Here is a 24,364-nt window from a genome sequence, read left to right on the forward strand (position 1 = left end):
ACGCAAAGAAGGCCTGAACTGCGGGCGCTAGGCATGTTCCATGTCTGGAACCGAAGATTTGGCCATAACTGCAATCAACGCGGAGGATCGCGCGGAAGATGATCTTCTGCTCTGGATCCTCGTGTGGAGCGAACTCGTTGCCTTCGCAATCCTGCTGATTGCGTTCATGGTGATGTCGGCCATCAATGTGGAAGGCGTTGCGCAGTTGCGCGCGCATCTCAGCCCCGGTCTGGCTGCAGCCAACACCGTTGTGCTGCTGATGAGCGGCTGGCAGGCGGCTATTGCCGTGCGCAGACGTCACAATGTCAGTCAGGCTCGCCGTCCGCTTTTATATGCCGCCCTTTTCGGCCTCGTTTTTGTAGCAATCAAGCTCATCGAATATTCGCATGAAATCCAGTTTGCTGGTGATGAAGCAACTGGTTCGTTCTTCGAGCTTTATTTTCTCCTCACCGGTTTTCACCTCATGCATGTGCTGTTCGGATCGATCATTCTGGCGCTGGTCGCATGGCGACCATCTGCTTCCAATGTTCTGCTGATCACGACGCTCTGGCACGCGATTGATCTCGTCTGGTTGGTGATGTTTCCTGTCCTTTATCTTGCCTGAGGCCCGCAGTGTCCGATCGTGACCATTCATCCCTGACCCGTACATTCGTCGTTCTGATCATTCTCGCTTTGAGCGGTGCATTTATCGCAGGCACCAGCGCCGGGATGCTCGCAGCTATCGTCATTGTGTTGATCCTCGCTTTTGCAAAAGGCTGGTTCGTCATCCTCGACTTCATGGAAATGCGCGGAACCGACGGCATATTGAAGCCTGCCTTGCTGGCTTGGCCCGCCGTTCTGCTCACACTGGCACTGGTGCGTTCTGTCGCAGTGCGCTTCCTCCTCTGAGCGGCACGCTATCTCTTTGTTTTTACGTATTATCCGACGCAAAGCCGCTTCGCACTTTTGGCTCGGAAATGCTCCAGTCTTTGCCAAATCGCAAAGAAGGCTTTCCTCCGACCGATAGAACAGTCCTGTCCCGTGATGCTGGCGAGGGGATTGACCAGCCGCACTATCGACGGGGGATTTGATGCCGAGGCTCCGCCTTCGGCCAATGAAAGGACGAAGGGGATGGCAGAACGCCTAACCAAGACCGGCGCACGAAACGTCTTCTACGGCGGGTCTATTTTCTTTTTCGCGATCTTCGTGGGGCTGACGGCGCACAGCCACTACTACATGAAAACCACGTCCACGGATGAATCGACGCTGACCGATGCGGTCGCGCGCGGCAAGCACATCTGGGAGAAAAACTCCTGCATCAACTGCCACACACTGCTTGGCGAAGGCGCATATTTTGCGCCCGAGCTTGGCAATGTCTGGAAGCGCTGGGGCGGCGAAGAAGACCCGGAAGGCGCACGCGAGACGATGAAAGCCTGGATGCAGGCGCAGCCCACAGGGATAGAAGGGCGTCGCCAGATGCCCCAGTTCAACCTGAGCGAACAGGAACTCAACGATCTGGCTGATTTCCTCGAATGGACCAGTCGCATCAAGACGCAGAACTGGCCACCCAACGAGGCAGGCTGAGCGCGGGATGAACGGAGTTTTATGATATGAAATATGAAAGCCAAAAGGTCGCGATGCTCTATTTCTATGGAGCGCTCGTGCTGTTCATCGCGCAGGTCGCATTCGGCGTTCTCGCTGGCACGATCTATGTTCTGCCCAATACGCTGTCGGAGCTTCTGCCCTTCAACATCGTTCGCATGATCCACACCAATGCGCTGGTCGTCTGGCTGCTGATGGGGTTCATGGGTTCGACCTATTATCTTCTGCCGGAAGAAACGGAAACCGAGCTTTACAGCACCAAACTCGCCGTCATCCAGTTCTGGCTGTTCTTCGTCGCCGCCGGTATCGCTGTTGTCGGCTATCTGTTCCACATTCACGAGGGGCGCGAATTTCTCGAACAGCCATTCATCATCAAGGTCGGCATCGTCGTCGTCTGCCTGATCTTCCTGTTCAACATTACGCTGACGGCGCTCAAGGGCCGCAAGACGACCGTGACCAACATCCTTCTGTTCGGTCTGTGGGGCCTTGCCCTGTTCTTCCTGTTCGCCTTCTACAATCCGATCAATCTCGCACTCGACAAGCTCTACTGGTGGTATGTCATCCATTTGTGGGTTGAAGGCGTGTGGGAACTCATCATGGCGTCGATCCTCGCCTTCCTGATGATCAAGCTGAACGGCATCGACCGTGAAGTCGTCGAAAAATGGCTCTACGTCATCGTCGGTCTGGCGCTGTTCTCCGGCATTCTTGGAACAGGTCACCATTATTACTGGATCGGTGCGCCGGGCTACTGGCAGTGGATCGGTTCACTGTTCTCGACGCTGGAAGTTGCTCCATTCTTCACCATGGTCATCTTCACCTTCGTGATGACATGGAAGGCCGGCCGCAAACATCCAAACCGTGCAGCTCTTCTCTGGTCCATCGGTTGCTCGGTGATGGCCTTCTTCGGGGCTGGCGTATGGGGCTTCCTGCACACGCTGTCGTCGGTCAACTATTACACCCACGGCACGCAGCTTACCGCCGCCCACGGGCACCTCGCCTTCTTCGGCGCCTATGTCATGCTCAATCTCGCAGTCATGGCCTATGCGATCCCGGAACTGCGCGGACGGGCACCGTACAACCAGATGCTCTCCATGGTGAGTTTCTGGGCCATGTGCACGGCCATGTCCGTGATGACCTTTGCGCTCACCTTCGCAGGTGTTGTCCAAACCCATCTGCAGCGGGTTCTAGGTGAGAGCTTCATGGTCGTGCAGGACCAGTTGTCGTTGTTCTACTGGATACGCCTCGGCTCCGGCGTCGTGGTGGTGATTTCGGCCTTCATGTTCATCTGGGCCGTCTTGGTTCCCGGCAAGGAACGCCGCGAAAACACCTCCGGCTTCGTACAACCCGCTGAATGATCGACACCAGGCCCCGCCTCATGGCGGGGCTTCATTGCCTGATACAAAGGAAAATGGTCATGAACCCCAGTCTCAGAAATGTTGAAAATGCCGATGTCTCGATCCCACCATACAGCCCGTCCGGTAATGAATGTGCGCTCTTCGAAATGGCCTGGATGCGTAAGCTGCCATTGCTTCTCAAAGGACCGACCGGTTGCGGCAAGACGCGGTTTGTAAGCCATATGGCCGCAAAACTCGGCCTGCCGCTTTCTACGGTTTCCTGCCATGACGATCTGGCGGCTGCCGATCTGACCGGGCGCTATCTGCTGAAAGGCGGCGATACCATATGGGTGGATGGTCCCCTGACCCGCGCCGTGCGTGAAGGCGGCATTTGCTATCTCGACGAGATCGTCGAGGCGCGCAAGGACGTGGCCGTGGTTCTGCATCCGCTGACCGACGACCGCCGCCTTCTGCCATTGGAACGCACCGGCGAACTGCTCGAAGCGCCTGACCGCTTCATGCTCGTCGTATCTTATAATCCGGGTTATCAGAACCTGTTGAAATCCCTGAAGCCAAGCACGCGCCAGCGCTTCGTCGCCATTGAATTTGACTTCCTGCCCAAGGAACAGGAAATCGCGGTGGTGAGCGAAGAGAGCGGCCTCACGGCTCAAAAGGTTGCGCCACTGGTGGCGCTGGCCCACCGGCTGCGCGGGCTGAAAGGCCACGATCTGGAAGAAGGCGTTTCAACCCGCCTGCTGGTCTACTGCGCTACGCTGATCGACGCCGGCATGTCGCAACGCGAAGCGGCGCGTGCCGCGATGATCGAGCCGCTGACCGATGAGCCTGACGTGAAAGCCGCTTTGATTGAAGTTGCCGATGCAATGCTGAAATAGGCGGGCACATCATGCTGGATTTTCTGGAACTGGAGGAAACCGTTGGCCGGGCCTGGCACCGCCTGATCGGCAAGACCGGATCGTGGCCGCATTATCCCCAGCACGTTGTGCAACTTGGCGATATTCGCCAGAAGCTCGCCATCTGCTTCCGTGGTTTTGGTGGCGATGTCGCCGTACAGATTGCCCCGGCCCGTGCGCGAACCTCAGGGCACAGGCTGGGATTGCGGCAGCGCATGGCTTTGGGCGAAGAGAAGCTTAGCCAGCCGTTGCGGGATGAAGCGACATTGATGCTGCCGCCCGAAATTGCGCTCTTTCCGGATCGAACGCTCAATTACGATCTCTATGTCTGGCTCACGGGCTATATGGCGGTTATGCCGACTGAAGTGGGCGAGCTTCCGCATGACCCATTGCGCCGTAATCTTGCAGCGCTTGCAGTGGCATCGGATACGGTTGCGAAGACTTGCCGGATATTTCCGGGCCTGCAGAAGCGTTATGCGCGATTGTGCGAAGCGGTGTTGGCTGTGCGCCCCAAACGTCCGCTCTATGGTCTGGAGCAACAAGTGGAGGAGCGCATTCTGGCGCTTCTGAAACAAGGCGCAGGACTGCCGGACGACAGTCTCCCTACGATCTTTCCGCATTGCGCACCCGCGAGCTATCTGCCCGCCCTGCCCGTCCCACTCTGGCCGGAGTTGATCAGACGCGAAGAGACCGCGCCGCGCGATAACGATGACCAGCCAGTGCTGAACAGCAAGGCGGACGGTGTCGAAACCGGACGGCAGATTGCCAACCGCGAGAAGCAGGATCCGAGGCTGGCCGACAGAAGCCCGTTCATTCTCAATCGCTTTGAGAAAATCCTTGCCATGGCGGAGATGGTGAGCGTCGACAGGCCAACGGATGATAGCGACGAGCAGAACGCAAAATCTGCAGAGGAGCTTGACGATCTGACATTGGGCGAACGCAAGGGCAGACCTGCGGCCCGTTTCCGTTTCGATCTCGATCTGCCGCCAGAAGCGGTTGATCGAACGGCTCTCGCCGCCAAACTGACCTATCCGGAATGGGACTATCGGAAAGGTGTTTATCTTCCCGATCATTGCAGTGTTCTGGCAGGACCAGCGCAGGACCGTGAAGAAGCGCTGGAACTGGATGATGAAGCGCAAAGCCTTGTGCGCCGGGTTCGCCGTCAGTTCGAGATCCTGCGGCCAGGCCGCGAATTGATGCGTGCGCAGCTCGATGGCAACGATCTCGATCTCGATGCCGTGGTCCGTTCACGATGCGATTTTGCCGCCGGAGGACAGGGCAGCGACCACGTGCACCTGATGAGCCGCCCCAAGGCAAACGATCTTGCCGTCACCATTTTGGTCGATGTGTCGCTATCCACCGATGCGTGGATCGATAATCGGCGTGTGGTGGATGTGGAAAAGGAGGCGCTTCTGGTTCTGGCCAATGGCATTGCTGCCTGTGGCGACCGCTGTTCCATCCAGACCTTTACCTCGCGCCGTCGTTCATGGGTGCGGGTCGAAACGGTAAAGGACTTCGACGAAACTTTCGGTTCTGCCGTAGAATACCGGATTGCGGCGCTGAAGCCCGGTTTCTACACGCGCATGGGAGCCGCCATCCGTCACGCAACAGCAAAGCTTGCCGAACAGCCCAACAGAAAGAAGCTTCTGCTGGTCCTGACGGACGGCAAACCGAACGATGTTGACCATTATGAAGGCCGGTTCGCACTCGAAGACAGTCGCAGGGCCGTTGCTGAAGCACGCACAACAGGCGTCAACGTCTTTGCCGTGACCGTTGATCGGGAGGCGAATGCATACCTTCCCACGCTTTTCGGCCGTAGAAACTACGCTCTTGTCGCCAAACTGTCGAAACTGCCTGTCGCTCTACCGGCGATCTATCGAATGATGACCGGATGAGTAATCGTCACGGACAGCATTTCAAGTCAGTGAACAGGGCATGTAGCTTGCCGGTGTCTTTGACACCTTGAGTACCGAAGCAGGCCAACCCGCCGCCAGTGATCAATGGCGACGGGTCTGAAAAGCGATTAAAGAGAAGTCGCCTACAGGCTGTTCACCAGACGGTGCGAGACGTTTTTCACGACCGTATAATGATGCAGTCCTTCGGCGCCGCCTTCGCGGCCGAGTCCGCTATCCTTGACACCACCAAATGGCGTCTCGGCAACAGAAGCCTCAAGCGTGTTGATGGAGACGTTTCCAGCTTCCAGTCCCGTCATCAGACGGTCCACATTTTCCGCTGAGTTTGCGAAACCATATGCCGCCAGACCAAACGGAAGCGAATTCGCCTTTTCAATAGCCGCATCAAGAGAGGCAACCGGATTGATCAGCGCCAGCGGACCAAATGGCTCCTCCGACATCGCGCGGGCATCGTCCGGCAGTTCAGCCAGAGCCGTTGGCGGGAAGAAATAGCCATTGTTCTTCAGGCGACGACCACCGAAAAGCAGTTTCGCACCTTTCGCTTCTGCATCGCTGACCAACTCTTCGAGAGCCATGACGCGGCGATCATTGGCGACCGGGCCCATCTGGACCCCCTCATCCATGCCGTTGCCCACACGGATCGATTGCGCCGTTTCGATGAAAGCCGCAGTGAAACGTTCATAATGGCTTTCGTGAACGAAGAAGCGCGTCGGCGAGGTGCATACCTGACCCGAATTGCGGTATTTGCGGCGCGCCGAGGCAATACCCGCAACGACCGGATCGGCATCCTCGCAAACGATGACGGGAGCGTGGCCGCCAAGTTCCATCAGCGCCGGTTTCATGTGGCGCGCAGCGATTTCGGTCAGGTGTTTGCCAACGGCAGTCGATCCGGTGAACGCAATCGCCCGGATTTCCGGGCGCGGGATAAGAAACTGCGAAATATCGGCAGGAACGCCGAAGACCAGATTCAACACACCGGCTGGCAGGCCTGCATCCTCGAATGCACGCGCAATATGTGTCACCGCCGTCGGTGTTTCCTCGGAAGCTTTCAGGATAATGGAGCAACCGGCAGCTAAGGCGCCTGCAATCTTGCGTGCTGGCTGGCTCATCGGGAAATTCCACGGCGCAAACGCTGCGACCGGACCGATTGGCTCGTGCACGACGATATAGCGAATGCCGGGCGCGCTCGGAATGACGCGGCCATAGAAACGAATGCACTCGCCAGCATCCCATTCGAAGAATTCGCAGCCACGAATAACCTCAAGCCGGGCTTCGCTGATCGGCTTCCCGTTTTCCAGCGTAATCGCGCGTGCAATCTCTTCCTGCCGCTCGCGCATGAGCGCCGAGGCCTTCATGATGATCGCAGCACGGGCCGCAGGCGCAGTGTTGCGCCAGACCTGATAACCGTCCCACGCCGCCTGAAGTGCCGCCTCCAGATCCTCGCGTTCCGCGACCGCAACTTGCCCGATTTCAGTCTCGTCTGCGGGATTGATGATGGGAAGCGTATTGGCGGTCTTGCGCCATTCACCACCTATGAAAAGCTGCACGTCGGATTTTTGCATCAGAAAGCCTCTGCAATCTAAAAATTCGGGCCACGCCCAGATCATCGTTACGGTCAGAATGGGATGTTTTAATTCATGCGACAATTCATCTTAAAACCATATATCCATGAGGATAACCGCATGAATTAGTATAAAGCTGGCAAGTTTTGCCCGCGCGAAACCACCAGCCGCGCTTCGCTACGCGACCGTACAATTTCTTTTCGAAAGCCGATCAGAGCACGTTTCGATCTGATCGAATCAGATCGGTGCTCCAAATATTTGCTTTGAACCGCGAATCTTTTCCGAAACCCGTTTCACACTTTTCGGAATACGCTCTAACACTACAGTTGCAAATTCATCAGGCCGTGGCGAAAAGAGTGATTTTCGAGTACCGGAGCGGAGCGTACTTAAAGGTACGTGAGCACCGGAACGCAGATAAAGCGCTTTTGCAGCCCGGCATCACGAAGAATGCAACTGTAGTGCTAACCGATGTTGCGAATACCGGCGAGCAGAGCCTGCGACATCTCGGTTTCGGACGAGCACCAGTCCATCAGAATATCGTAATGGTTCCGGTTTGCGACCTCGATGGTTTTCACCTCTCCGCCTGCTGCAGCCCAGCCTTTGGCATAAGCGCGGGACTGACGCTTGAAACCGTCAGCCTCATGCTCTGCCCATGCCACGGCAATCGGACAACCACGCACGGGAATGTGGCGGATCGGACTGAGCTGATCGACATCGGCGGGCCCGAGATTCAGCCATTCCTGCGGAAAGGTTGCCGCCAGTGGTGCAAGCTCGAAAAGCCCGCTGACCGGCATGGCAAACTTAACAACATCCGACGGCAAACCGAAATCGTCCTGCCAGCCTTCCGCAACAAGCGCACCAGCAAGATGACCACCTGCCGAACTCCCCCCAACCGATATCCGGTCGGGATCGAGACCATATTCCCGTCCATGACGCCAGACGAAGGCAAGTGCCGCGCGCACCTCCCGCGTAATTTCCGCGAGGGAGACTTCCGGCGCCAGACGATAATCGACGACAACGGTCGCAATACCTTCGGCCGCGAGCATCCCCGCCATCATGGCAGAATCTTCCTTTGACAGCGCGCGCCAGTAACCGCCGTGAACAAACACGAAGACCGGACACGGTCCACTTTGGGAAGGCGGGCCGAAAATATCGATCCGCTGTCCGCTTTCTTCGTCATAGACCACGTCGAAATGCCGGCCCCAATCGGCCCGGGGCGCGATGCTTGCCTCGCGATAGCGCACCATTTCGGCGGCGAAAGCTTCCGGCGAAACGGTGGCCTTGGCATTGTAATCGCGATCAAGGCGGGCAGGCTCGAAACCTGCTTCTTCAGTGAGTTTTATCATGCGTTGAACACGCTGATGACGTTGGCCACATTCGCAGGCTGTTCAAGCGTCGGGAAATGGGTCGTACCGGGGAGCTTCTTGGGCTGGAACCACGGATTGCGAGCTGCAAAATCCACCTGTGCCTGCGTATATTCCGGCTCGAATGGCTGCGAATAAATATGGGTGATCGGACGGTTTTCGGCCATGGCTGCCATCCGCTGCATGGGGCTGCCCCATTTGCGATAGGCTTTGCCGATCTCCCGCCCCGAGCGGGCCCACATTTCATAGGAATAGCCCGCCATCTCGTTGTTCACGTGATTGACGATATCGGCATTCTTCGTGTCGCCGATCCAGTAATCGAAGAAGCCTGCACGACCATTCTCCCAGACCTGCCGGTCCTGAATACCGTCGATCAGTTCGAAGAAGGTTTCGTTCGGCTGGTTCATGATCCAGTCAATAACAACCGATTTCGGCACGCGGCTTGATCCCAGCCGGTCAGTGACTTCGATATTGGCCCAGCCGCCATGAGAGGTCGAGACGGGAAGAAAGGTCTCAAGCTCCAGCGCGTCGACGAAAGCGACAAGATCGTCGGCTTGCTGGTTGATGTCGAAGTCGCCGTCATGGTCACGATGGTCGCCGTGACCGCGCCAGTCGAAGCGGATGACGCGATGATTCTTCGCCAGTTCCGGCGCCAGTGTCTTGAACAGACGGTGATCCTGACACCATCCGGAAAGCAGCACGATGGCCGGGCCGCTTCCGGTTTCATCCCAGGAAAATATATTGTTGCCAATTTTCATCGAGTTCATGGAAATCTCCATCATCCGGCGTTTCAGGCTGCGCCTGTTGGAATATGCAAAGCGGTCTTCATACGTTCGGCACCAAGCGGAGCGCATTTCCCGGTAATTTTCAGCACTTGCGAGCGCACGTCGTCGGGCCAGTAATTCATGTCGCCCAGTCGCTCCGCAGTATCCTGCGTATGTTCGGTCAGCGGGCGTTCGCGCGCCTCCCAGGCAGCCAGCGCTTCGCTCACATCCGTATGTTCGTCCAGCGCAACCGCCAGCCCGAGCGCATTCATCAGAGCGCAACCACCGCCTTGTCCGAGATAAGGCGGCATCGCATGAGCGCCATCACCGAGGATCGCCACCCGGCCCTTGCTCCATGATTTCAGCTTCAGGACTTCGAATGCATCCCACCGCCCCGCATCGCCGAAACGAGCGATCAAAGATGCAAGATGCGGGAAACTTTCGGTCCAGAGCGCGGTATCGACCGGTGTGCGATAGGCCGCCTCGTCTTCAACCGATGCACAGAGCGCGATATAGAGATCAGTCTCGCTGGCGGGCGTATAAAGAATACGGCGCGAGCCGGAGAAATGCTCGATATAGCGCGGCAGATCTTCAACGGGAGCGTCTGCGCTATCACGCTTTATCATCATGCGCACGGCACCGTAGCCAAGCGGCTTTCGGTACATCATGAGATCGAGCGAATCTCGAACCTTGGAATTGATGCCATCCGCCCCGATGACCAGATCGGCAGCAAGTCGCTTACCGTCGGCCAGCAGCAATTCACCCTCGGGCGTTGCGCCGACAGCTTCCGCACCGGTGACGACTTCAACGCCGGCACGACGCGCAGCATTGAGCAATGCCGTCAGCAATGTTTCACGCAGGATTGTTATGAGGCGCGCTGGTCCGTTGCCATTGATTGGAATCTCTTCCATCGTTTCATTGCGGTGATCGCGTGTATGGAACTCCGGTCCTTCATGAGCGCCGATCACGGCCTCGTCGTAAGCGCCGAGGGCCTTGAGCACATGCAGGCCATTGCTCCAGATATAAATCCCGGCACCGAATGTGCGCAGATTGGGCGAGCGCTCGTGCACCCTTACGCTCCATCCGCGTTGGGCGAGCGCTGTGGCAGAAGCCAGCCCCGCAATGCCTGCGCCAGCGATCTCCGCGTGACGTTTCGTCATTCCAATTCTCCTCAACCCATTTCGATGAGAGATTTCCAAGTCCTGCCGACAAAGGAAAGTGAATTCTGACCGCGACAGATATGAGGAAATAGAATATCTGTGAGCGGACATATCCTTGAGGAGGCGATATGGCATTGCTCACCAATCATCTGACGATCCGGTATATCCGCATCATCGATGCGATCGAGGAGGAGCGCAGCATTGCGCGCGCTGCCGATCGGTTGAACGTTACCCAATCCGCCGTCACCAAGGCATTGCAGGAAATCGAAGCCCTGACCGGATTGCGGCTTTTCACGCGCACCAACAGGGGCGTTGTCCCGACCCATGCGGGTATGCAGCTGACCACAGATGCAAGACGTCTTCTGGCTCATCTGATGGTGGCCGAGCAAAATCTTGCCGATCTGCGCGACGGGACAGGCGGACGGCTGGCCATCGGGACCCTGCTTTCAGCGTCTGCCGATCTGCTTCCCAGAGCCATCGCCAAAGTCCGGCGCGACAATCGCCGCATCGTGGTCAAGGTCGTGACGGGAACGGATGATGTCTTGATGCCAGCATTGCGGGCGGGTGAGCTGGACATGGTGATAGGCCGCCTTTCCGAGCGACATGAACCGGTCAATCTCGTGCAGGAAGTCCTGATTCCGGATAACGCCGTCGTCGTTGTGCGCCGCAACCATCCATTGACGCTGCGCCCCGCACTTCGCCTTCATGATCTGATCGAATGGGATTGGATCTTGCCACCGAAGGAAACCAATCTCCGCCTCCAGATCGATCGCACATTCCGCGAGGAAGGCGTTCCGCCGCCTGCACAATCCGTCGAATCCGTCTCACCGCTCATCAATAGGGGCTTGCTCTTGCAGGCGGATTATATTTGCGTCATGCCCGCGCAGGTGGCGCGGATTGAAGAAGCGTCGGGACAGCTTGCCATCCTGCCGGTTCAGCTTGGCGCCACTTCCGGCTTTCTGGGGATCACCACCCTTCCTGAGAGCAACCGTTCCGCCACGGCCGACCTGTTCATTCAGGTGCTTCGGGAAATTGCCCGGACAGGTTGAAGACAGGTTGAATACAGGCTCCCTCCCATCCTCGATACACCCTTCTGATATTCCTGAGCCTCATAGCAGTGCGAAGAGTGTTCAGTTTACGGACTTCAAGTTTCAGCATGAAATGACCGGCAAGACCTCCTGTCCGGAACAACGTTTTCAAGCGCGGGACAGAGAAAAGGTCGTGAAGGGCAATCAAGAGAGGAACTTTCATGCTCAAGCTTTCACTGCTTGGTGCTTCGGCACTCTGTCTATCTCTGGCCGGAACTGTCGCGGCTTTCGCCAAAGAACCCGTCACCATCGGCATGATCACAACCTTGTCCGGCCCTGCCGGTTATCTTGGGCAGGACATTCGGGACGGTTTCCAGCTCGCAATCGATCAGAATGGCGGCGAACTGGGAGGCAAGCCGGTCGCGCTCAAGGTCGAGGATGACGGCCTCAAGCCGGGCAATGCCAAGCAGATTGCCGAAGCCATGTTGTCCGAACAGGGCGTAAAACTCTTTACCGGCATGGTCTTCGCCAATGTCGCCGGTGCGGCTCTGCCAGATATTCTCGACGAAGGCGGCATCTATATCAGCCCCAACACCGCATCTGCCGAATTTGCAGGCAAGGAATGCCACCCGAACTATTTCGTCAGCTCCTGGCAGGATGACAGCCAGGGAGAAAGCGCTGGCGCGCTGGCGCAATCAATGGATTATCCTTCGGCATTCCTGATCGCGCCGAATTATCAGGCCGGGCGCGAGACGATGGATGCGTTCAAGCGCTTCTACAAGGGCAAGATCGTCGGCGAAGTCTATACCCAGATGGACCAGACCGACTTTGCCGCTGAAATCGCACAGATCCGTGCCGCAAAGCCAGCGATGGTCTATGAATTCGAACCGGGCGGTATGGGCATTGCGTTTCTGCAGCAATATCAGCAGTCAGGTCTGCTGAAAGAAATCCCGATGGTCGTCCATCCGGCATCGCTCGATCAGGTGATCGTCAATGTTGTCGGAAAGGCAGCCGACGGCGTACGGGTGACCAGCCACTGGAACGACGATTTCGACAATCCGGAAAACAAAAAATTCGTTGCCGCCTGGAAAGCGAAATTCGGGGATCGCCCGATCACCTATTATGCCGCACAAGGCTATGATGCCGCGCTGATGATGGGTGCCGGTCTTGCTGGCGTCTCGGGTGACGAGATCGATGCCAAGACATTCCGCAAGGCGTTGCTTTCCGCGCAAATTCCTTCCGTGCGCGGAGAATTCAAACTCGGACCGAACCAGCATCCCGTTCAGGATTGGTATGCGCTGGGTGTAGCCGAAGGCGCCAACGGCAAGCCTTATCTGAAGACCGAGAAGAAAGTCCTGACCGCGCATGGCGATATCTATGCCGCACAATGCAAGATGGATGCGGAATAAGGCTTCCGAATAGAAAAAGCCCCGCTACTGCGGGGCTTTTCGTTAAACAAGTGCATCAGATGACAGTCGTGGCGACACGGTTCTCGATCGCACGCACAAGGTTGAGCGCGGTCATTTCAGACGATTTCGGGTTGGTCGCGAGCGGACCATTTTCAAAACGCAGATGCATCCGACCGAAATCGCCTTCGGCAATGATCTCATGCGTGTTGAGACGCGCTGCCGGGTCCGCAACCAATGTGACACGGGTACGATCGAGACCAATCCCAGCAAGCGAGGTAATCACCGCGACATTGGCATTTTGCGGAAAAGCATCGGCTGCCTTGCGTGCCGTATCCGTGAAGAAGACCGTGGCCTCACTGATTTCATCGAGCGGCACCAGCTGGGCGGCCTGCGTGCCCGCCCATGCTTTTGCAGGCTTGATGATGCGATGCTCGACACTTTCAATCGAAAGCCGGCTTGCAGCCGAAAGCGCGTCGATGCCGCCCAGCGCGCCGGGTGGAATAATAAGCTTCGCGCCGCTGGCCGCAGCCGCATCCTTCAGCCTTTGAAACAGGGCATCATCGACGAAAGCCGATGTCGATGAAACCGCAAAATCCATTCCGACGGAAAGCGCCGCCTCGCCCCACGGCAAGACGCTGGGGCGACCTGCCGCCTCCACCACAAGACTTGCGCCGGTGGCAGCAAGCTCGGCAGGATTTTCGATGAGCACGGCACCGGCAGGCAGTCCGTCACGGGATGCCGCCCGGTCACGCACCGCCACCGCGCCGATTCTTACTGGACTTTTCCGCTCAGCGAGAAGGTCCGCAACCCGCTTGCCGATAGCGCCCCATCCAACGAGGACGATCGTCTCAGATACCGACATAAGCATGCACCTGCTCACGGTCGCGTTCGAGATCGGCACTCGTCCCGCGCCAGACCGTTCGACCTTTCTCGACAATATAGTGGCGATCCGCCAACTTCTTCAAAACCGCGATATTCTTATCGATCAGAAGGATCGACTGGCCCATTTCGCGCAATTGCATGATGCAATGCCAGATTTCCGTGCGAATGACGGGGGCAAGCCCTTCCGTCGCTTCATCGAGGATCAGAAGATGCGGGTTCGTCATCAATGCACGCCCGATGGCCAGCATCTGCTGTTCGCCACCTGAAAGCGTGCCCGCCGTCTGATCCGCCCTCTCCTGCATGCGCGGGAAAAGCGCATATATCTTGGCAAGATCCCATGGCGACTGTCGCTTGCAGCGGTTGGATGCGGTTGCGACCAGATTTTCCCGCACGGTCAATGTCGGGAAAATCTGTCGGCCCTCCGGCACAAGACCGACGCCAAGGCGTGCCACTTTTTCGGGGCTGTAGCTGGTCGTGTCGCGCCCCGCGATCTGGACCTGTCCCCCTTTTGGAGCGAGCAGACCCATCAATGTGCGTATGGTGGTGGTCTTGCCCATGCCGTTGCGGCCCATGAGGGTGACCAGTTCCCCTTCATTCACCTCCAGCGAGACGTCGAACAATACCTGCGAATGGCCATAGGCGGCCTGAAGTCCTTCGATTTTCAGCACAGTTCCTCCTCCCCGCCGAGATAGGCTTCCCGCACAGCTTCACTTGCCCGAATGTCTTCCACCGTACCTGTGAGGATGAAGCGACCATAGACCAGCACCGATATGCGGTCAGCGAGCGCAAACACCGCCTCCATATCGTGCTCGACGAGCAGCATCGAAACCTTGCCGCGCAGCCCCTGCAAAAGCTCGATCATTTCCTGGCTTTCGACATGGCCGAGACCAGCCATCGGTTCATCAAGGAGCAGAAGCTTCGGCTTTCCGGCCAGCGCCATCAGCAGTTCCAGCTGCTTGCGCCCACCGCTCGACAGATCGCCTGCAAGCTTCTCCGGGTGATTGGCCAGACGGCTTCCGGCAAGGATTGCATCAACCTCACGCCAGATGGCGCTGCGGCCTTTCAGACTGTCGAGAATCCGGAAATTGTGCCCCTCGCGCGCCTGCACCGCCATCGCGATGTTCTGGCGCACACTCATATCGTTCAGGAGCGTCGATATCTGGAATGTGCGTCCCAACCCGCGCCCGACACGCGTTGCTGCGGGTAGATTGGTGATATCTTCACCCATCAGGCTGATCGTCCCCGATGTGGGAGCCAACTCACCGCACAGCTGGTTGATGAGCGTGGACTTGCCCGCTCCGTTCGGGCCTATCAGGGCATGGATATGCCCTTCCGTGACGTCGAGCGTCACATGATCCGTCGCGACCAGTCCGGCAAAGCGTTTCACCAGATCGCGGACCTGCAATATTGCAGTCATGCGGGCACCTCAACTTTCCGGTCTTTGCGAAACGGACGGCAAAGCGCGCGCCAGCCGCCGACAATACCGCCCTTGGTTCCCAAAACAACGACGAGCAGAATGATGCCCATGGCAAGCTGCCAATGTTCAGTCCAGGAAGCGAGATAGGTCTGCAGGATCAGGAAGGCGGCTGCTCCCCAGATCGGCCCGAAGAACGTGCCGACCCCACCCAGAATGACCATCACCATCAACTCACCCGATTTGGTCCAGTGCAGCGTATCCGGGCTTGCAAAACGCATGAAGATGGTGAGAAGCGCGCCAGCCAGACCAGCGCCCATTCCGGCAAGGACAAAGCCGTAAAGCTTGTAGCGATAGGTTTCGATTCCCATGGCCGTCATGCGCCGCTCGCTCTGGCGAATGCCGGAAAGCACCGCGCCATAGGACGAATGGACAACCCGCCACAAGAAAGCGAAATACAGGATCATCGAAACGAGGATGACATAATACATCGTCGTCTTGTCACGCAGGCTGAGGCCGAAAAGATCATTTGCCCGCCGCACGATGATACCGTCTTCGCCGCCATAGGTTTTGAGCGAAACGAAGAGGAAGAACAGCATCTGAGCGAAGGCGAGCGTAATCATGATGAACTGCACGCCGGAAGTGCGCAGCGCCAGCGCACCGATGACCAGCGCGGCAAGACCTGCCACCAGCATGGCCGCCGGAACGGTGATCAGAAACTGGTCGGAACCCGGAATGAAGCCGAAAAGCAATGTCTCTTCCGCGTGGTGGAAATAAAGGATACCCACGACATAAGAGCCGATCCCGAAGAAGGCGGCGTGACCGAAGGAAACCATCCCGCCATAGCCGAGGATCAGATTGAGGCTGGCCGCGGCGATGGCATAGATCATGATCCGGGCAACAAGGCTGGATGCAGCAGTCTGCCCCAGCGCTTCGGCCCCGAAGGGGAAAAGTGCAAGCGCCACGCAGCCGAGGAAAACAAACAAAATACGATATGACATGATTCAGGCTCCCACCGGAAAGAGGCCTCTCGGGCGGAACAGAAGAACGATGGCCATCAGCAGATAGATGCCCATGGACGCAATGCCCACGCCAAGCGCGTCAGCTTCGGCCCCGGCCATGAATTGACGCAGAATGGAAGGCAGAAAGGCGCGCAGGCAGGTATCGATGATACCGAGCGAAATACCGGCAATGAAAGCTCCCTTGATCGAGCCAACGCCGCCGATAACCACGACCACGAAGGTGGCAAGCAGGATTTGCTCGCCCATACCGACCTGAACGGCAAGGATCGGTCCGGTCATGAATCCTGCAAGACCCGCAAAAGCCGCACCAAGCGCAAACACCAGCGTATAGAGCAGACGGATATCCACGCCGAGCGCGCGGACCATATCGCGGTTGGTCGAACCTGCCCGAACCAGCATGCCGATGCGGGTACGGTTGATGAGCAGATAAAGACCACCGGCAACCAGCAGGCCAGCCACAATGATGAGCAGCCGGAACGGCGGATAGCTCAGGCCTGAAAACAGTTCGATCGGCTGCGAGAGCGATGCAGGCAACTGCGTGAAAATCGGTTGGCGGCCAAAGATCAGCACGGTCAGCTCATTGAAAATCAGAATGAGCGAAAAAGTCGCCAGCACCTGATCCAGATGATCGCGCTGATAGAGCTTTCGCATGACGCCAAGCTCGATCACGATACCGGCAATCGTCGCGGCCAGAATGGCTGCGGGTAGGCCCAACCAGAAATTTCCGGTCTGCACGGCCACCCAGGTGCCGATGAAAGCGCCGATCATGTAGAGCGAGCCATGAGCGAGGTTGATGACGCCCATGATCCCGAAGATCAGCGTCAGCCCTGCTGCCAGAAGGAACAACATGACGCCGTAGAGAAGGCCATTCAAAAGTTGCTCGAAGATGAGTGTCATTGGAGGAAACGACCTTCATGAGAAATGAAAAGAAGCGTGGCGCGCACTTTCGCGCGCGCCGAACGGTGGCTGTTAGAGCTTGCACTCTGCAGAATAGGAATCACCGTAATTTTCGATCAGCTTCTTCTTGATCCTGGTGGTCGGGTTGCCGTCCTCGCCCTTGACGACATCAAGGAGATACCAGTCCTGCAACGGATGCTGGTTCGGACCGAAGGCAAAATTGCCACGCACCGACTGGAAGTCAGCCTTCCGCAACGCTTCGCGCACCGCATCGATATCGTCAACGCCGCCGGTCTGCTTCAAGGCAGAAGCAATCAGGCGAGCCACGTCGTAGCCTTGCGTGCCGTAATAGGTCAGAGGCCGGTCAGGATAAGCGGCTTTCCACTTTGCCACGAGTTCCTTGCTCGCGGCATTGTCCATATCCGGGCTCCAGTGGCTGGTGGCCATGATACCGACCGAAGCATCACCCAGTGATTTGAGGATCACCGCATCGCTGGACGGTTCGGAAAGAACCATCGGAATCTTGCCGAGAAGGCCTGCCTGCTGATACTGGCGCATGAACGCAATGCCCATGCCGCCCGGATGAAACTGGAAGACCACATCAGGGTTTGCGGCGCGAATTTGCGCCATCTCAGCCGAATAGTCGGTTTGGTCGAGCTGGGTGTAGATTTCACCGACAACTTCGCCCTTGAACCGGCGCTTGAAGCCAGCCAGCGCATCCTTGCCTGCCTGATAGTTCGGCGCAAGAATGAAGGCGCGCTTGAAACCTTCCTGTTCCGCAGCAATGCCCGATGCCTCGTGGAGCGAGTCATTCTGCCAGGAAACCACGAAGTAATTCGCATCGCAGCCCTTGCCCGCCATGTTTGATGGCGCGGCGTTGGCGCTGATATAGATACTGTCATTATCGATGATATCCGGCACGGTTGCGCCGGCTACATTCGAGAAGATGATGCCGGTAAAAAGCTTGACGCCGTCTTCCGACATGAACCGCTCGGCGATCTGTCGTCCGTTGCCGGGCTTGGCAGCGTCGTCCTCGACCTTCAGTTCAACCGGCACACCGCCGAGTTTGCCGCCTTCGGCATCAATGGCAAGCTTCATGCCATCGCGCACGTCCTGACCGAGATAACCTCCCGGACCTGACAAGGTCGTAATCACGCCGATCTTGACCGGTTCAGCAGCAGCAGCACCGGTCGTCAGCCCCGCCAGCAGGCCGATCATCAGGAGTTTGTTTTTCATTTCATTTCCCCTTGTCTTTTTATGGATGGGCGCCCGGCAGTTCCGCCGGGCATGCCTCATCAGAGCGCAACCCAGCCTTCCGGCGGGTTCTTGCCGGGGTGGACAGTATTGCAATGTGGGCAGGTCCGCAGTTTCTCATCGTTGTAGAAAGCAGCGTAGAGCGGCGGCAGATCGTCGACGATGGATTCCAGATCCACTTCGGCGCGATGAACGAGACCGCTGCATTCGAAACAATACCATTCGACGGCATCGAGAACGCCTTCAGGACGGGCCGGTTCGATCACCAGACCGATGGAACCTTCTTGCGGGCGCTGCGGCGAATGACGGATATGCGCCGGCAGAAGGAAGATATCGCCTTCGCGGATCGGCACGTCGTAAAATTCGCCAGTCGACGTGTCATGCAGCTTCAGCAGCATGTCGCCCTTGAGCTGATAGAAGAACTCTTCGACCGGATCGTCGTGGTAATCGGTGCGCTTGTTCGGGCCGCCAACGACCGTCACCATCAGGTCCGCATCCTTGAATACCAGCTGATTGCCGACAGGCGGCTTCAGCAGGTGCTTGTGTTCATCGATCCATTTCTGGAAATTGAAAGCGCTGAGTTTTGTCATTCTTGTTCCCCTTTTCGGTTCGATCAGGACAGTTTGAGACCGCAGCTATCAAATGCCTCCCGGATTGCCCGTTTTTCAGCGTCGGTCAGCTCAAGCATCGGCGCACGAACAGGTCCACCAACCTGGCCGAGCAGCTCCTGCCAGTATTTTTGATGCGAAGTGGGCTTTTCAGCCGGTCGCGTCGACTTGAAGGCATGACGGACAGGCTCGAGGCTCTGCCAGACGGCGCGCGCCTCGGCCTCTTTGCCCGCAAAGGCCAGGTCGGTATAATCGCGCATGCGGCGATCAACCTTGGTCTGCAGCGTGTAGGGCGGTGAAGAGCAGAGATAGAGCTGCCAGCCCAGTTCGAGAATATTATCCAGCCATTCGTCTTCCGATGCGGTCGAGACCAGAATGCGGTCGCCTGCAAGTTCCGTGAGCTTGCGATACATGTCGCGTGGGACCGAATATTTGATCGCGACGACGGTTTCTATATCGGCCAGACGATTGCAGAGCTCGGGGCTCATCAGATAACCGCTATCCGGATGCGACCAGAGTGCAAGACCGATATCCACCTTCGAGGCAATGGTTTCATAGTAGCGCAGCAGCGTTTCGTCCTGCGCACGCAGGAAATGCAGAACAGGTGCATGGACGACGATATAGTCCGCGCCGCAGGCCTGCGCATGCTTGGCCAGATCGATAACCACATCCATGTTCTGGTCCGAGCAGGACATGATTGTCTGCGCCTTGTCACCTACTGCCGAGACAGCCAGATCGAACATGCGCTTGCGCTCGTCAACCGACATTGAGAAGAATTCGCCCTGCTTTCCCGCGACGAAAAGTCCGTCAATGCCCAGATCGTTGATCCAATGGTCGACATTCTTGCGAAAGCCGCCTTCATTGATCGATCCGTCCTGATTGAAAGGCGTGTTTGCCGCAGCCCAGATACCGCGCATCGTAGCGCGCGAATGGGCCTTGGCGTTCTGACGGTCATACTTCATCGGAATCCTCGCTTCGGGGCGGGTCACTCCAAACCCGCGTCTCCCTGATCGAGCCTGACTTTCTTTCATTCGAGAAGTCTTGTAAGTAGAATATATTCATAAACAAAAACTCATAAGTGAGCCGATGCGTCCCACTCTCCGCCAGATTGAATGTTTTCAAGCCGTGGTCGAACTGGGAAATTTTTCCCGCGCAGCCGAGCGTGTCAGGACGACCCAGGCCAATCTTTCCCACACGATCCGTGATCTGGAGACGGTGCTGGACGCGCGGCTTTTCGACCGGACGACACGGCGCGTCAGCCTGACGGATGCCGGACGTGCCTTTGCCGAAGGTGCGCTTGCCGGTCTTGCCGAAATTGACCGCGCCGCCGAAGTCGTGCGCGATCTGGGGAAGTTACGGCGCGGTCAGGTCAGCATCGCAGCCCCGCCTTTGCTGTGCACGACGGTGCTTCCGCATCTGGTTCGCCGCGTGGCTGATGAACACCCCAACCTCGTCATCAAGATCGAGGATGTCGGGCCTGAAATCGTCATCGAACAGGTTCGCAACGGGCGTTGCGACCTCGGCGTTGGCACTTTTTCCGGTGAAGATTCCGACGTCGAAAGCCAGATGGCACTGCGCGATCAGCTGATGATTTTCGTGTCGCCCCATCACGATTTCGCCGGGCATGAGCAGGTCCGTTGGGCAGAACTCGACGATCAGCCCATCATTACGCTTACCCAGAAAAGCAATATCCGGCTTTTGACGGAAATCGGCTTCGAACAGGCAAAACTGGCGCTTCGACCGCATATGGAGGTCAACCAGATTCACTCGGTGTTGTCGCTGGTCGAGGTCAATGCCGGTATCGCTGTTCTACCCGCCTATGCCTTTACCGCGCTGCGCGGTCGCGGCATCGTGGCCCGCCCCCTGACGGACCCGGCCATCGTGCGCGAGGTGCGCCTTATCACGCCCCGCGACCGCGAACAGTCTGCAGCCACCGTCGCCGTACGATCCATCCTGCGAAACCTGCTGCGTCAGATGATCCCCGAAATCCCCGGAACCGGCAGCGCCAGTTAAACCGCTTCTACGCATGCCTCCCGAGCCTTTTGAGCTTGCTTCACGAGCCTTTGCGCGTTCAAATGCTGCCGCACCGCTGTTTAGAATCATCTGAAAAAGTCGATACTGAACAACCCGTTGAAGGTCGGTCGCGTCGCAAGCAAGGGAATGCAGCCTCATGAATACATACGGAAAACTATTTTCAGCCGCGCTGGTCGCGGCTGCGCTCAACAGCACGGCGGTCGGACAGGTCTTTGCCAAGACGTTGATCTATTGCTCCGAGGCATCTCCTGAAATGTTCGATGCGGCGCAAACGACATCCGGCGCCGTGTATGACGCGTCGGCGCGCAATGTGTCCAACGGACTTATCAAGATCAAGCGCGGCTCGACGGAACTGGAACCCGGCCTCGCGGAAAGCTGGGACGTTTCTGCCGACGGCAAGGAATATACGTTTCACCTGCGAAAGGGCGTGAAGTTTCACACCACGAGTTTTTTCACTCCGACGCGTGAATTCAATGCAGACGATGTGATCTTCACGTTCGACCGTCAGGGGAACAAGGATAATCCCTACTACAATCAGGGTACATGGCCGCAATTCGGAGCCTATTCCTTCCCGTCGCTGATCGAGAAAATCGAAAAGATCGACGATCACACGGTCAAGTTTGTGCTGGCGCATCCCGAAGCGACGTTTATCTCGACGCTGTCGCTGACATTCGCCGTCATTCAGTCCAAGGAATATGCCGACAAGCTGGTCGCCGAAGGCCGCATTGCGGAGTTCAGCCAGCAGCCAGTCGGAACCGGCCCTTATCAGTTTGTCGCCTATCAGAAGGATAGCGCCATCCGCTATCAGGCCAATCCCGACTACTGGGCGGGCAAGCAGAAGATCGACAATCTCATCTTTGCGATCACGCCGGATGCGGCAGTGCGTTATCAGAAACTGAAGTCGGGCGAGTGCCATGTCATTGCCGCTCCCAATCCCGCCGATATTGCAGAGATGAAGAAAGACCCGGCCGTCGAAATGCTGCACAAGGAAGGTTTGAACCTGTCCTTCCTAGCCTACAACACCCAGCAAAAACCGTTTGACGATGTGCGTGTCCGCAAGGCGCTGAACATGGCAGTCAACAAGGCTGCTATCATCGATGCAGTGTATCTCGGCTCTGCGGTCGCTTCGGTCAATCCGCTCCCGCCCAGTGTCTGGGGCTACAACAAGAACGTCAAGGACGACGCTTACGATCCTGAACAGTCGCGCAAGATGCTCGATGAAGCGGGCGTCAAAGACCTGAAAATGAAGATCTGGGCCATGCCCGTGCAGCGGCCCTATATGCCGAATGCGCGCCGTGCAGCCGAGCTCATTCAGTCTGACTTCGCCAAGGTGGGGGTAACGGCGGAAATCGTCACCTATGACTGGGGCGAATATCTCAAGCGTTCGCTGGATAAGGACCGCGATGGTGCCGTCATGCTTGGCTGGACCGGTGGCATTGCCGATCCCGACAACTTCCTCGCCGCTCTTTTGAGCTGCCAGGCCATCGGCAGCGCCAATCGCGCAAACTGGTGCGATCAGGACTTCGAGAAGCTCATTCAGGCAGCCAAGCTGACCACCGATCAGGCCGAGCGCACCAAGCTCTACGAGCAGGCGCAGGTCGTGTTCAAGGAACAGGCTCCCTGGCTGACCATTGCTCATCAGATTGTCGAGCAGCCGATCAGCAAGAAAGTCAAAGACTTCCGCATCGATCCCTTTGGCGGCTATCTGTTCGAAGATGTCGACATCGAAGAATAGGCTTCGTCCTCCGCCGGTTTGATGACCGGTGATGAAATTCGGGGTAGCGAGCATAGAGCATAATCCGACCGGAGTGAAACGAGGATCGATAAGATTATGCTTTGGATAGAAAGTTTAGAGTGCCGATCTGATTCAATCAGATCGGCACTCCAAACGCCCGCTATTCTTCTTTGGTTCTCGGATCAAATCCGGGCCGATTCCGACCAATAGCCGAGAAAATATAATGGATATCGTAGACCGCTTTCTAGCCTATACCCGCATCAACACGACCGCTGTGCCGAATGCAGGCAACCTCCCGTCGAGCGAGGGACAAACCGATCTCGCAAAGTTGCTCGCCAGCGAAATGCGCGCCATGGGCATGGATGTTGAAGAGCGTGACCACTCGATCGTTGTCGGCACATTGCCTGCCAATGTCTCGAATGCCGATCAGCAGTTTCCGACGATTGCATGGGTCGCCCATCTCGATACGTCCGGCGAATATACGACCGATACCCGTGCTCATGTGGTCGATTATCGGGGCGGAGATATCCTGCTCAACGAAACGACCGGTGCTGTCATGCGGCTTGCCGAGTTCCCGGAGCTGGAACGTTATGTCGGGGACCAGATCATCGTGACGGACGGTACCAGCCTGCTCGGCGCCGATAACAAATCTGCTATTGCCGAGGTCATGCATGCCATGCAGATCCTGACCACGCATCCCGAAATCGAGCACGGCACGGTCAAGGTCGTCTTCGTTCCCGATGAGGAAATCGGATTGCTCGGAGCCAAGGCACTCGACGTCGCGTCCCTGAACGCCGATTTCGCCTATACGCTCGACTGCTGTGCGGTTGGCGAGATCGTGTATGAGAACTGGAATGCCGGTGAATTCCGCCTCACCTTCAAAGGCCAGCCAGCCCATCCGATGTCGGCCAAGGGCAAGCTGCGCAATGCCATTCTCTACGCCCAGCAATTCATTGCCATGATGCCGGGCGGCGAACGCCCGGAATATACGGAAGGTACCGAAGGCTATTATTGGGCCAAGGGCATTCAAGGAACAGTAGCCGAGACCAGCCTGATCATCGACATCCGTGATTTCACGAAGGACGGTTACGAAACACGTCGTGCATTCATCGAAAACCTCGCCGCAAGTTTCAACCAGCTTCATGGCGAGGGCACGGTTCATGTAGACTACAAGGCTGTCTACCGGAATGCCGCCGAAAGCCTGCAGGGCGAAAATCGCTACCCGGTCTTGCTTGCCCTTCAGGCCATGAAGGCAATAGGCGTGACACCGACACCGCTGCCGATGCGCGGCGGTTATGACGGTGCGGTGCTGTCCGAAAAAGGGCTGCCATGCCCGAACCTGTTCTGCGGCGCGCACAACTTCCACTCGATTTACGAGTTTCTACCGGTCGGTTCGCTTAACAAAGCCTCCGAAATGGTCATCGAAATACTGAAGAGCGCACGGATAACCGACAAAAGCATTGGTTGATCCGACACAGACATTGAGGAGACG

General features: G+C 57.3%; 23 protein-coding genes. 11 read left to right on the forward strand and 12 right to left on the reverse strand.

Annotated features, from left to right (window positions below):
* The first annotated feature begins 40 nt into the window (after positions 1-40).
* From CES86_RS21795 to CES86_RS21820, 6 genes are all read left to right on the forward strand, one after another.
* A complete protein-coding gene (locus tag CES86_RS21795) occupies positions 41-604 on the forward strand; it encodes a cytochrome c oxidase subunit 3 family protein (protein ID WP_094515435.1) in 564 nt (187 codons plus the stop codon).
* An 8-nt stretch (positions 605-612) separates the two neighbouring features.
* Positions 613-888: a cytochrome C oxidase subunit IV family protein gene (locus CES86_RS21800; protein WP_094515436.1), complete on the forward strand. Its 276-nt coding sequence runs from the start codon at positions 613-615 to the stop codon at positions 886-888.
* A gap of 222 nt (positions 889-1,110) precedes the next feature.
* The gene (locus tag CES86_RS21805; protein ID WP_010660607.1) at positions 1,111-1,563 is read left to right on the forward strand and encodes a c-type cytochrome; all 453 of its coding nucleotides are present in this window, start codon (positions 1,111-1,113) and stop codon (positions 1,561-1,563) included.
* Between the two features lie 26 nt (positions 1,564-1,589).
* Positions 1,590-2,936: a nitric-oxide reductase large subunit gene (locus CES86_RS21810; protein WP_012093666.1), complete on the forward strand. Its 1,347-nt coding sequence runs from the start codon at positions 1,590-1,592 to the stop codon at positions 2,934-2,936.
* A gap of 59 nt (positions 2,937-2,995) precedes the next feature.
* Positions 2,996-3,808: a CbbQ/NirQ/NorQ/GpvN family protein gene (locus tag CES86_RS21815; protein WP_094515437.1), complete on the forward strand. Its 813-nt coding sequence runs from the start codon at positions 2,996-2,998 to the stop codon at positions 3,806-3,808.
* Between the two features lie 11 nt (positions 3,809-3,819).
* Complete coding sequence (locus tag CES86_RS21820) at positions 3,820-5,721, forward strand: nitric oxide reductase activation protein NorD (protein ID WP_094515438.1); 1,902 nt, start codon at positions 3,820-3,822, stop codon at positions 5,719-5,721.
* 143 nt (positions 5,722-5,864) lie between these two features.
* Here the strand turns inward: CES86_RS21820 and CES86_RS21825 are convergent, their stop codons facing one another.
* The 4 genes from CES86_RS21825 to CES86_RS21840 all read right to left on the reverse strand — a co-directional run bounded on the left by CES86_RS21825 (position 5,865) and on the right by CES86_RS21840 (position 10,589).
* The gene (locus CES86_RS21825) at positions 5,865-7,301 is read right to left on the reverse strand and encodes an NAD-dependent succinate-semialdehyde dehydrogenase (RefSeq protein WP_094515439.1); all 1,437 of its coding nucleotides are present in this window, start codon (positions 7,299-7,301) and stop codon (positions 5,865-5,867) included.
* A gap of 461 nt (positions 7,302-7,762) precedes the next feature.
* Entirely contained in the window at positions 7,763-8,647 is an 885-nt protein-coding gene (locus CES86_RS21830) for an alpha/beta hydrolase (RefSeq protein WP_094515440.1), read from the reverse strand.
* Positions 8,644-9,432 carry an alpha/beta hydrolase gene (locus CES86_RS21835; RefSeq protein ID WP_012093671.1) on the reverse strand — a complete coding sequence of 263 codons (789 nt, stop codon included), beginning with the start codon at positions 9,430-9,432 and terminating at the stop codon, positions 8,644-8,646. Before CES86_RS21835 ends, CES86_RS21830 begins: the two co-directional genes overlap by 4 nt.
* Before the next feature lie 23 nt (positions 9,433-9,455).
* The gene (locus tag CES86_RS21840; protein WP_094515441.1) at positions 9,456-10,589 is read right to left on the reverse strand and encodes an FAD-dependent oxidoreductase; all 1,134 of its coding nucleotides are present in this window, start codon (positions 10,587-10,589) and stop codon (positions 9,456-9,458) included.
* Between the two features lie 128 nt (positions 10,590-10,717).
* On the opposite strand from CES86_RS21840, the gene CES86_RS21845 reads away from it, so the two are divergent.
* Both CES86_RS21845 and CES86_RS21850 read left to right on the forward strand, forming a co-directional pair.
* On the forward strand, positions 10,718-11,638 hold the full coding sequence (locus CES86_RS21845) for a LysR substrate-binding domain-containing protein (protein WP_094515442.1): 921 nt from the start codon (positions 10,718-10,720) through the stop codon (positions 11,636-11,638).
* Positions 11,639-11,838: 200 nt separating this feature from the next.
* A complete protein-coding gene (locus CES86_RS21850; RefSeq protein WP_010660597.1) occupies positions 11,839-13,026 on the forward strand; it encodes an ABC transporter substrate-binding protein in 1,188 nt (395 codons plus the stop codon).
* Positions 13,027-13,081: 55 nt separating this feature from the next.
* On the opposite strand, the gene CES86_RS21855 is transcribed toward CES86_RS21850, so the two are convergent.
* The 8 genes from CES86_RS21855 to CES86_RS21890 all read right to left on the reverse strand — a co-directional run bounded on the left by CES86_RS21855 (position 13,082) and on the right by CES86_RS21890 (position 20,065).
* Entirely contained in the window at positions 13,082-13,888 is an 807-nt protein-coding gene (locus CES86_RS21855) for an aspartate dehydrogenase (RefSeq protein ID WP_094515489.1), read from the reverse strand.
* Positions 13,875-14,576: an ABC transporter ATP-binding protein gene (locus CES86_RS21860; protein WP_012093676.1), complete on the reverse strand. Its 702-nt coding sequence runs from the start codon at positions 14,574-14,576 to the stop codon at positions 13,875-13,877. The genes CES86_RS21855 and CES86_RS21860 overlap by 14 nt, the downstream gene beginning before the upstream one ends.
* Positions 14,570-15,325 carry an ABC transporter ATP-binding protein gene (locus CES86_RS21865; protein WP_094515443.1) on the reverse strand — a complete coding sequence of 252 codons (756 nt, stop codon included), beginning with the start codon at positions 15,323-15,325 and terminating at the stop codon, positions 14,570-14,572. The genes CES86_RS21860 and CES86_RS21865 overlap by 7 nt, the downstream gene beginning before the upstream one ends.
* Positions 15,322-16,323, reverse strand: a complete 1,002-nt coding sequence (locus CES86_RS21870) for a branched-chain amino acid ABC transporter permease (RefSeq protein WP_010660593.1) — start codon at positions 16,321-16,323, stop codon at positions 15,322-15,324. The genes CES86_RS21865 and CES86_RS21870 overlap by 4 nt, the downstream gene beginning before the upstream one ends.
* 3 nt (positions 16,324-16,326) lie before the next feature.
* Positions 16,327-17,241 (reverse strand): branched-chain amino acid ABC transporter permease, encoded by a 915-nt coding sequence (locus CES86_RS21875; protein WP_010660592.1) that lies wholly within the window; start codon positions 17,239-17,241, stop codon positions 16,327-16,329.
* A 72-nt stretch (positions 17,242-17,313) separates the two neighbouring features.
* Positions 17,314-18,477, reverse strand: a complete 1,164-nt coding sequence (locus CES86_RS21880) for an ABC transporter substrate-binding protein (protein WP_010660591.1) — start codon at positions 18,475-18,477, stop codon at positions 17,314-17,316.
* A gap of 59 nt (positions 18,478-18,536) precedes the next feature.
* The gene (locus tag CES86_RS21885) at positions 18,537-19,085 is read right to left on the reverse strand and encodes a 3-hydroxyanthranilate 3,4-dioxygenase (protein ID WP_010660590.1); all 549 of its coding nucleotides are present in this window, start codon (positions 19,083-19,085) and stop codon (positions 18,537-18,539) included.
* A 23-nt stretch (positions 19,086-19,108) separates the two neighbouring features.
* Positions 19,109-20,065, reverse strand: coding sequence for a dihydrodipicolinate synthase family protein (locus CES86_RS21890; protein ID WP_094515444.1), 957 nt, complete (start codon positions 20,063-20,065; stop codon positions 19,109-19,111).
* A 124-nt stretch (positions 20,066-20,189) separates the two neighbouring features.
* On the opposite strand from CES86_RS21890, the gene CES86_RS21895 reads away from it, so the two are divergent.
* The 3 genes from CES86_RS21895 (at position 20,190) to pepT (ending at position 24,340) form a co-directional block, all read left to right on the forward strand.
* Positions 20,190-21,116 carry a LysR family transcriptional regulator gene (locus tag CES86_RS21895; protein WP_010660588.1) on the forward strand — a complete coding sequence of 309 codons (927 nt, stop codon included), beginning with the start codon at positions 20,190-20,192 and terminating at the stop codon, positions 21,114-21,116.
* A 157-nt stretch (positions 21,117-21,273) separates the two neighbouring features.
* Positions 21,274-22,872, forward strand: a complete 1,599-nt coding sequence (locus tag CES86_RS21900) for an ABC transporter substrate-binding protein (protein WP_010660587.1) — start codon at positions 21,274-21,276, stop codon at positions 22,870-22,872.
* 223 nt (positions 22,873-23,095) lie between these two features.
* Positions 23,096-24,340, forward strand: a complete 1,245-nt coding sequence (gene pepT / locus CES86_RS21905; RefSeq protein WP_094515445.1) for a peptidase T — start codon at positions 23,096-23,098, stop codon at positions 24,338-24,340.
* The last annotated feature ends 24 nt before the right edge of the window (positions 24,341-24,364 follow it).

It is taken from the genome of Brucella lupini, assembly GCF_002252535.1.
Lineage (GTDB): Bacteria > Pseudomonadota > Alphaproteobacteria > Rhizobiales > Rhizobiaceae > Brucella > Brucella anthropi.

What these genes read in the sequence shown, in the direction of transcription:
- CES86_RS21880 (WP_010660591.1), bottom strand. Translation starts at nt 18,477, where the DNA reads ATGAAAAACAAACTCCTGATGATCGGCCTGCTGGCGGGGCTGACGACC.
- CES86_RS21835 (WP_012093671.1), bottom strand. Translation starts at nt 9,432, where the DNA reads ATGAACTCGATGAAAATTGGCAACAATATATTTTCCTGGGATGAAACC.
- CES86_RS21805 (WP_010660607.1), top strand. Translation starts at nt 1,111, where the DNA reads ATGGCAGAACGCCTAACCAAGACCGGCGCACGAAACGTCTTCTACGGC.
- CES86_RS21795 (WP_094515435.1), top strand. Translation starts at nt 41, where the DNA reads ATGTCTGGAACCGAAGATTTGGCCATAACTGCAATCAACGCGGAGGAT.
- CES86_RS21820 (WP_094515438.1), top strand. Translation starts at nt 3,820, where the DNA reads ATGCTGGATTTTCTGGAACTGGAGGAAACCGTTGGCCGGGCCTGGCAC.
- CES86_RS21865 (WP_094515443.1), bottom strand. Translation starts at nt 15,325, where the DNA reads ATGACTGCAATATTGCAGGTCCGCGATCTGGTGAAACGCTTTGCCGGA.
- CES86_RS21850 (WP_010660597.1), top strand. Translation starts at nt 11,839, where the DNA reads ATGCTCAAGCTTTCACTGCTTGGTGCTTCGGCACTCTGTCTATCTCTG.
- CES86_RS21815 (WP_094515437.1), top strand. Translation starts at nt 2,996, where the DNA reads ATGAACCCCAGTCTCAGAAATGTTGAAAATGCCGATGTCTCGATCCCA.
- pepT (WP_094515445.1), top strand. Translation starts at nt 23,096, where the DNA reads ATGGATATCGTAGACCGCTTTCTAGCCTATACCCGCATCAACACGACC.
- CES86_RS21900 (WP_010660587.1), top strand. Translation starts at nt 21,274, where the DNA reads ATGAATACATACGGAAAACTATTTTCAGCCGCGCTGGTCGCGGCTGCG.
- CES86_RS21830 (WP_094515440.1), bottom strand. Translation starts at nt 8,647, where the DNA reads ATGATAAAACTCACTGAAGAAGCAGGTTTCGAGCCTGCCCGCCTTGAT.
- CES86_RS21810 (WP_012093666.1), top strand. Translation starts at nt 1,590, where the DNA reads ATGAAATATGAAAGCCAAAAGGTCGCGATGCTCTATTTCTATGGAGCG.
- CES86_RS21825 (WP_094515439.1), bottom strand. Translation starts at nt 7,301, where the DNA reads ATGCAAAAATCCGACGTGCAGCTTTTCATAGGTGGTGAATGGCGCAAG.
- CES86_RS21855 (WP_094515489.1), bottom strand. Translation starts at nt 13,888, where the DNA reads ATGTCGGTATCTGAGACGATCGTCCTCGTTGGATGGGGCGCTATCGGC.
- CES86_RS21895 (WP_010660588.1), top strand. Translation starts at nt 20,190, where the DNA reads ATGCGTCCCACTCTCCGCCAGATTGAATGTTTTCAAGCCGTGGTCGAA.
- CES86_RS21840 (WP_094515441.1), bottom strand. Translation starts at nt 10,589, where the DNA reads ATGACGAAACGTCACGCGGAGATCGCTGGCGCAGGCATTGCGGGGCTG.
- CES86_RS21870 (WP_010660593.1), bottom strand. Translation starts at nt 16,323, where the DNA reads ATGTCATATCGTATTTTGTTTGTTTTCCTCGGCTGCGTGGCGCTTGCA.
- CES86_RS21845 (WP_094515442.1), top strand. Translation starts at nt 10,718, where the DNA reads ATGGCATTGCTCACCAATCATCTGACGATCCGGTATATCCGCATCATC.
- CES86_RS21885 (WP_010660590.1), bottom strand. Translation starts at nt 19,085, where the DNA reads ATGACAAAACTCAGCGCTTTCAATTTCCAGAAATGGATCGATGAACAC.
- CES86_RS21875 (WP_010660592.1), bottom strand. Translation starts at nt 17,241, where the DNA reads ATGACACTCATCTTCGAGCAACTTTTGAATGGCCTTCTCTACGGCGTC.
- CES86_RS21890 (WP_094515444.1), bottom strand. Translation starts at nt 20,065, where the DNA reads ATGAAGTATGACCGTCAGAACGCCAAGGCCCATTCGCGCGCTACGATG.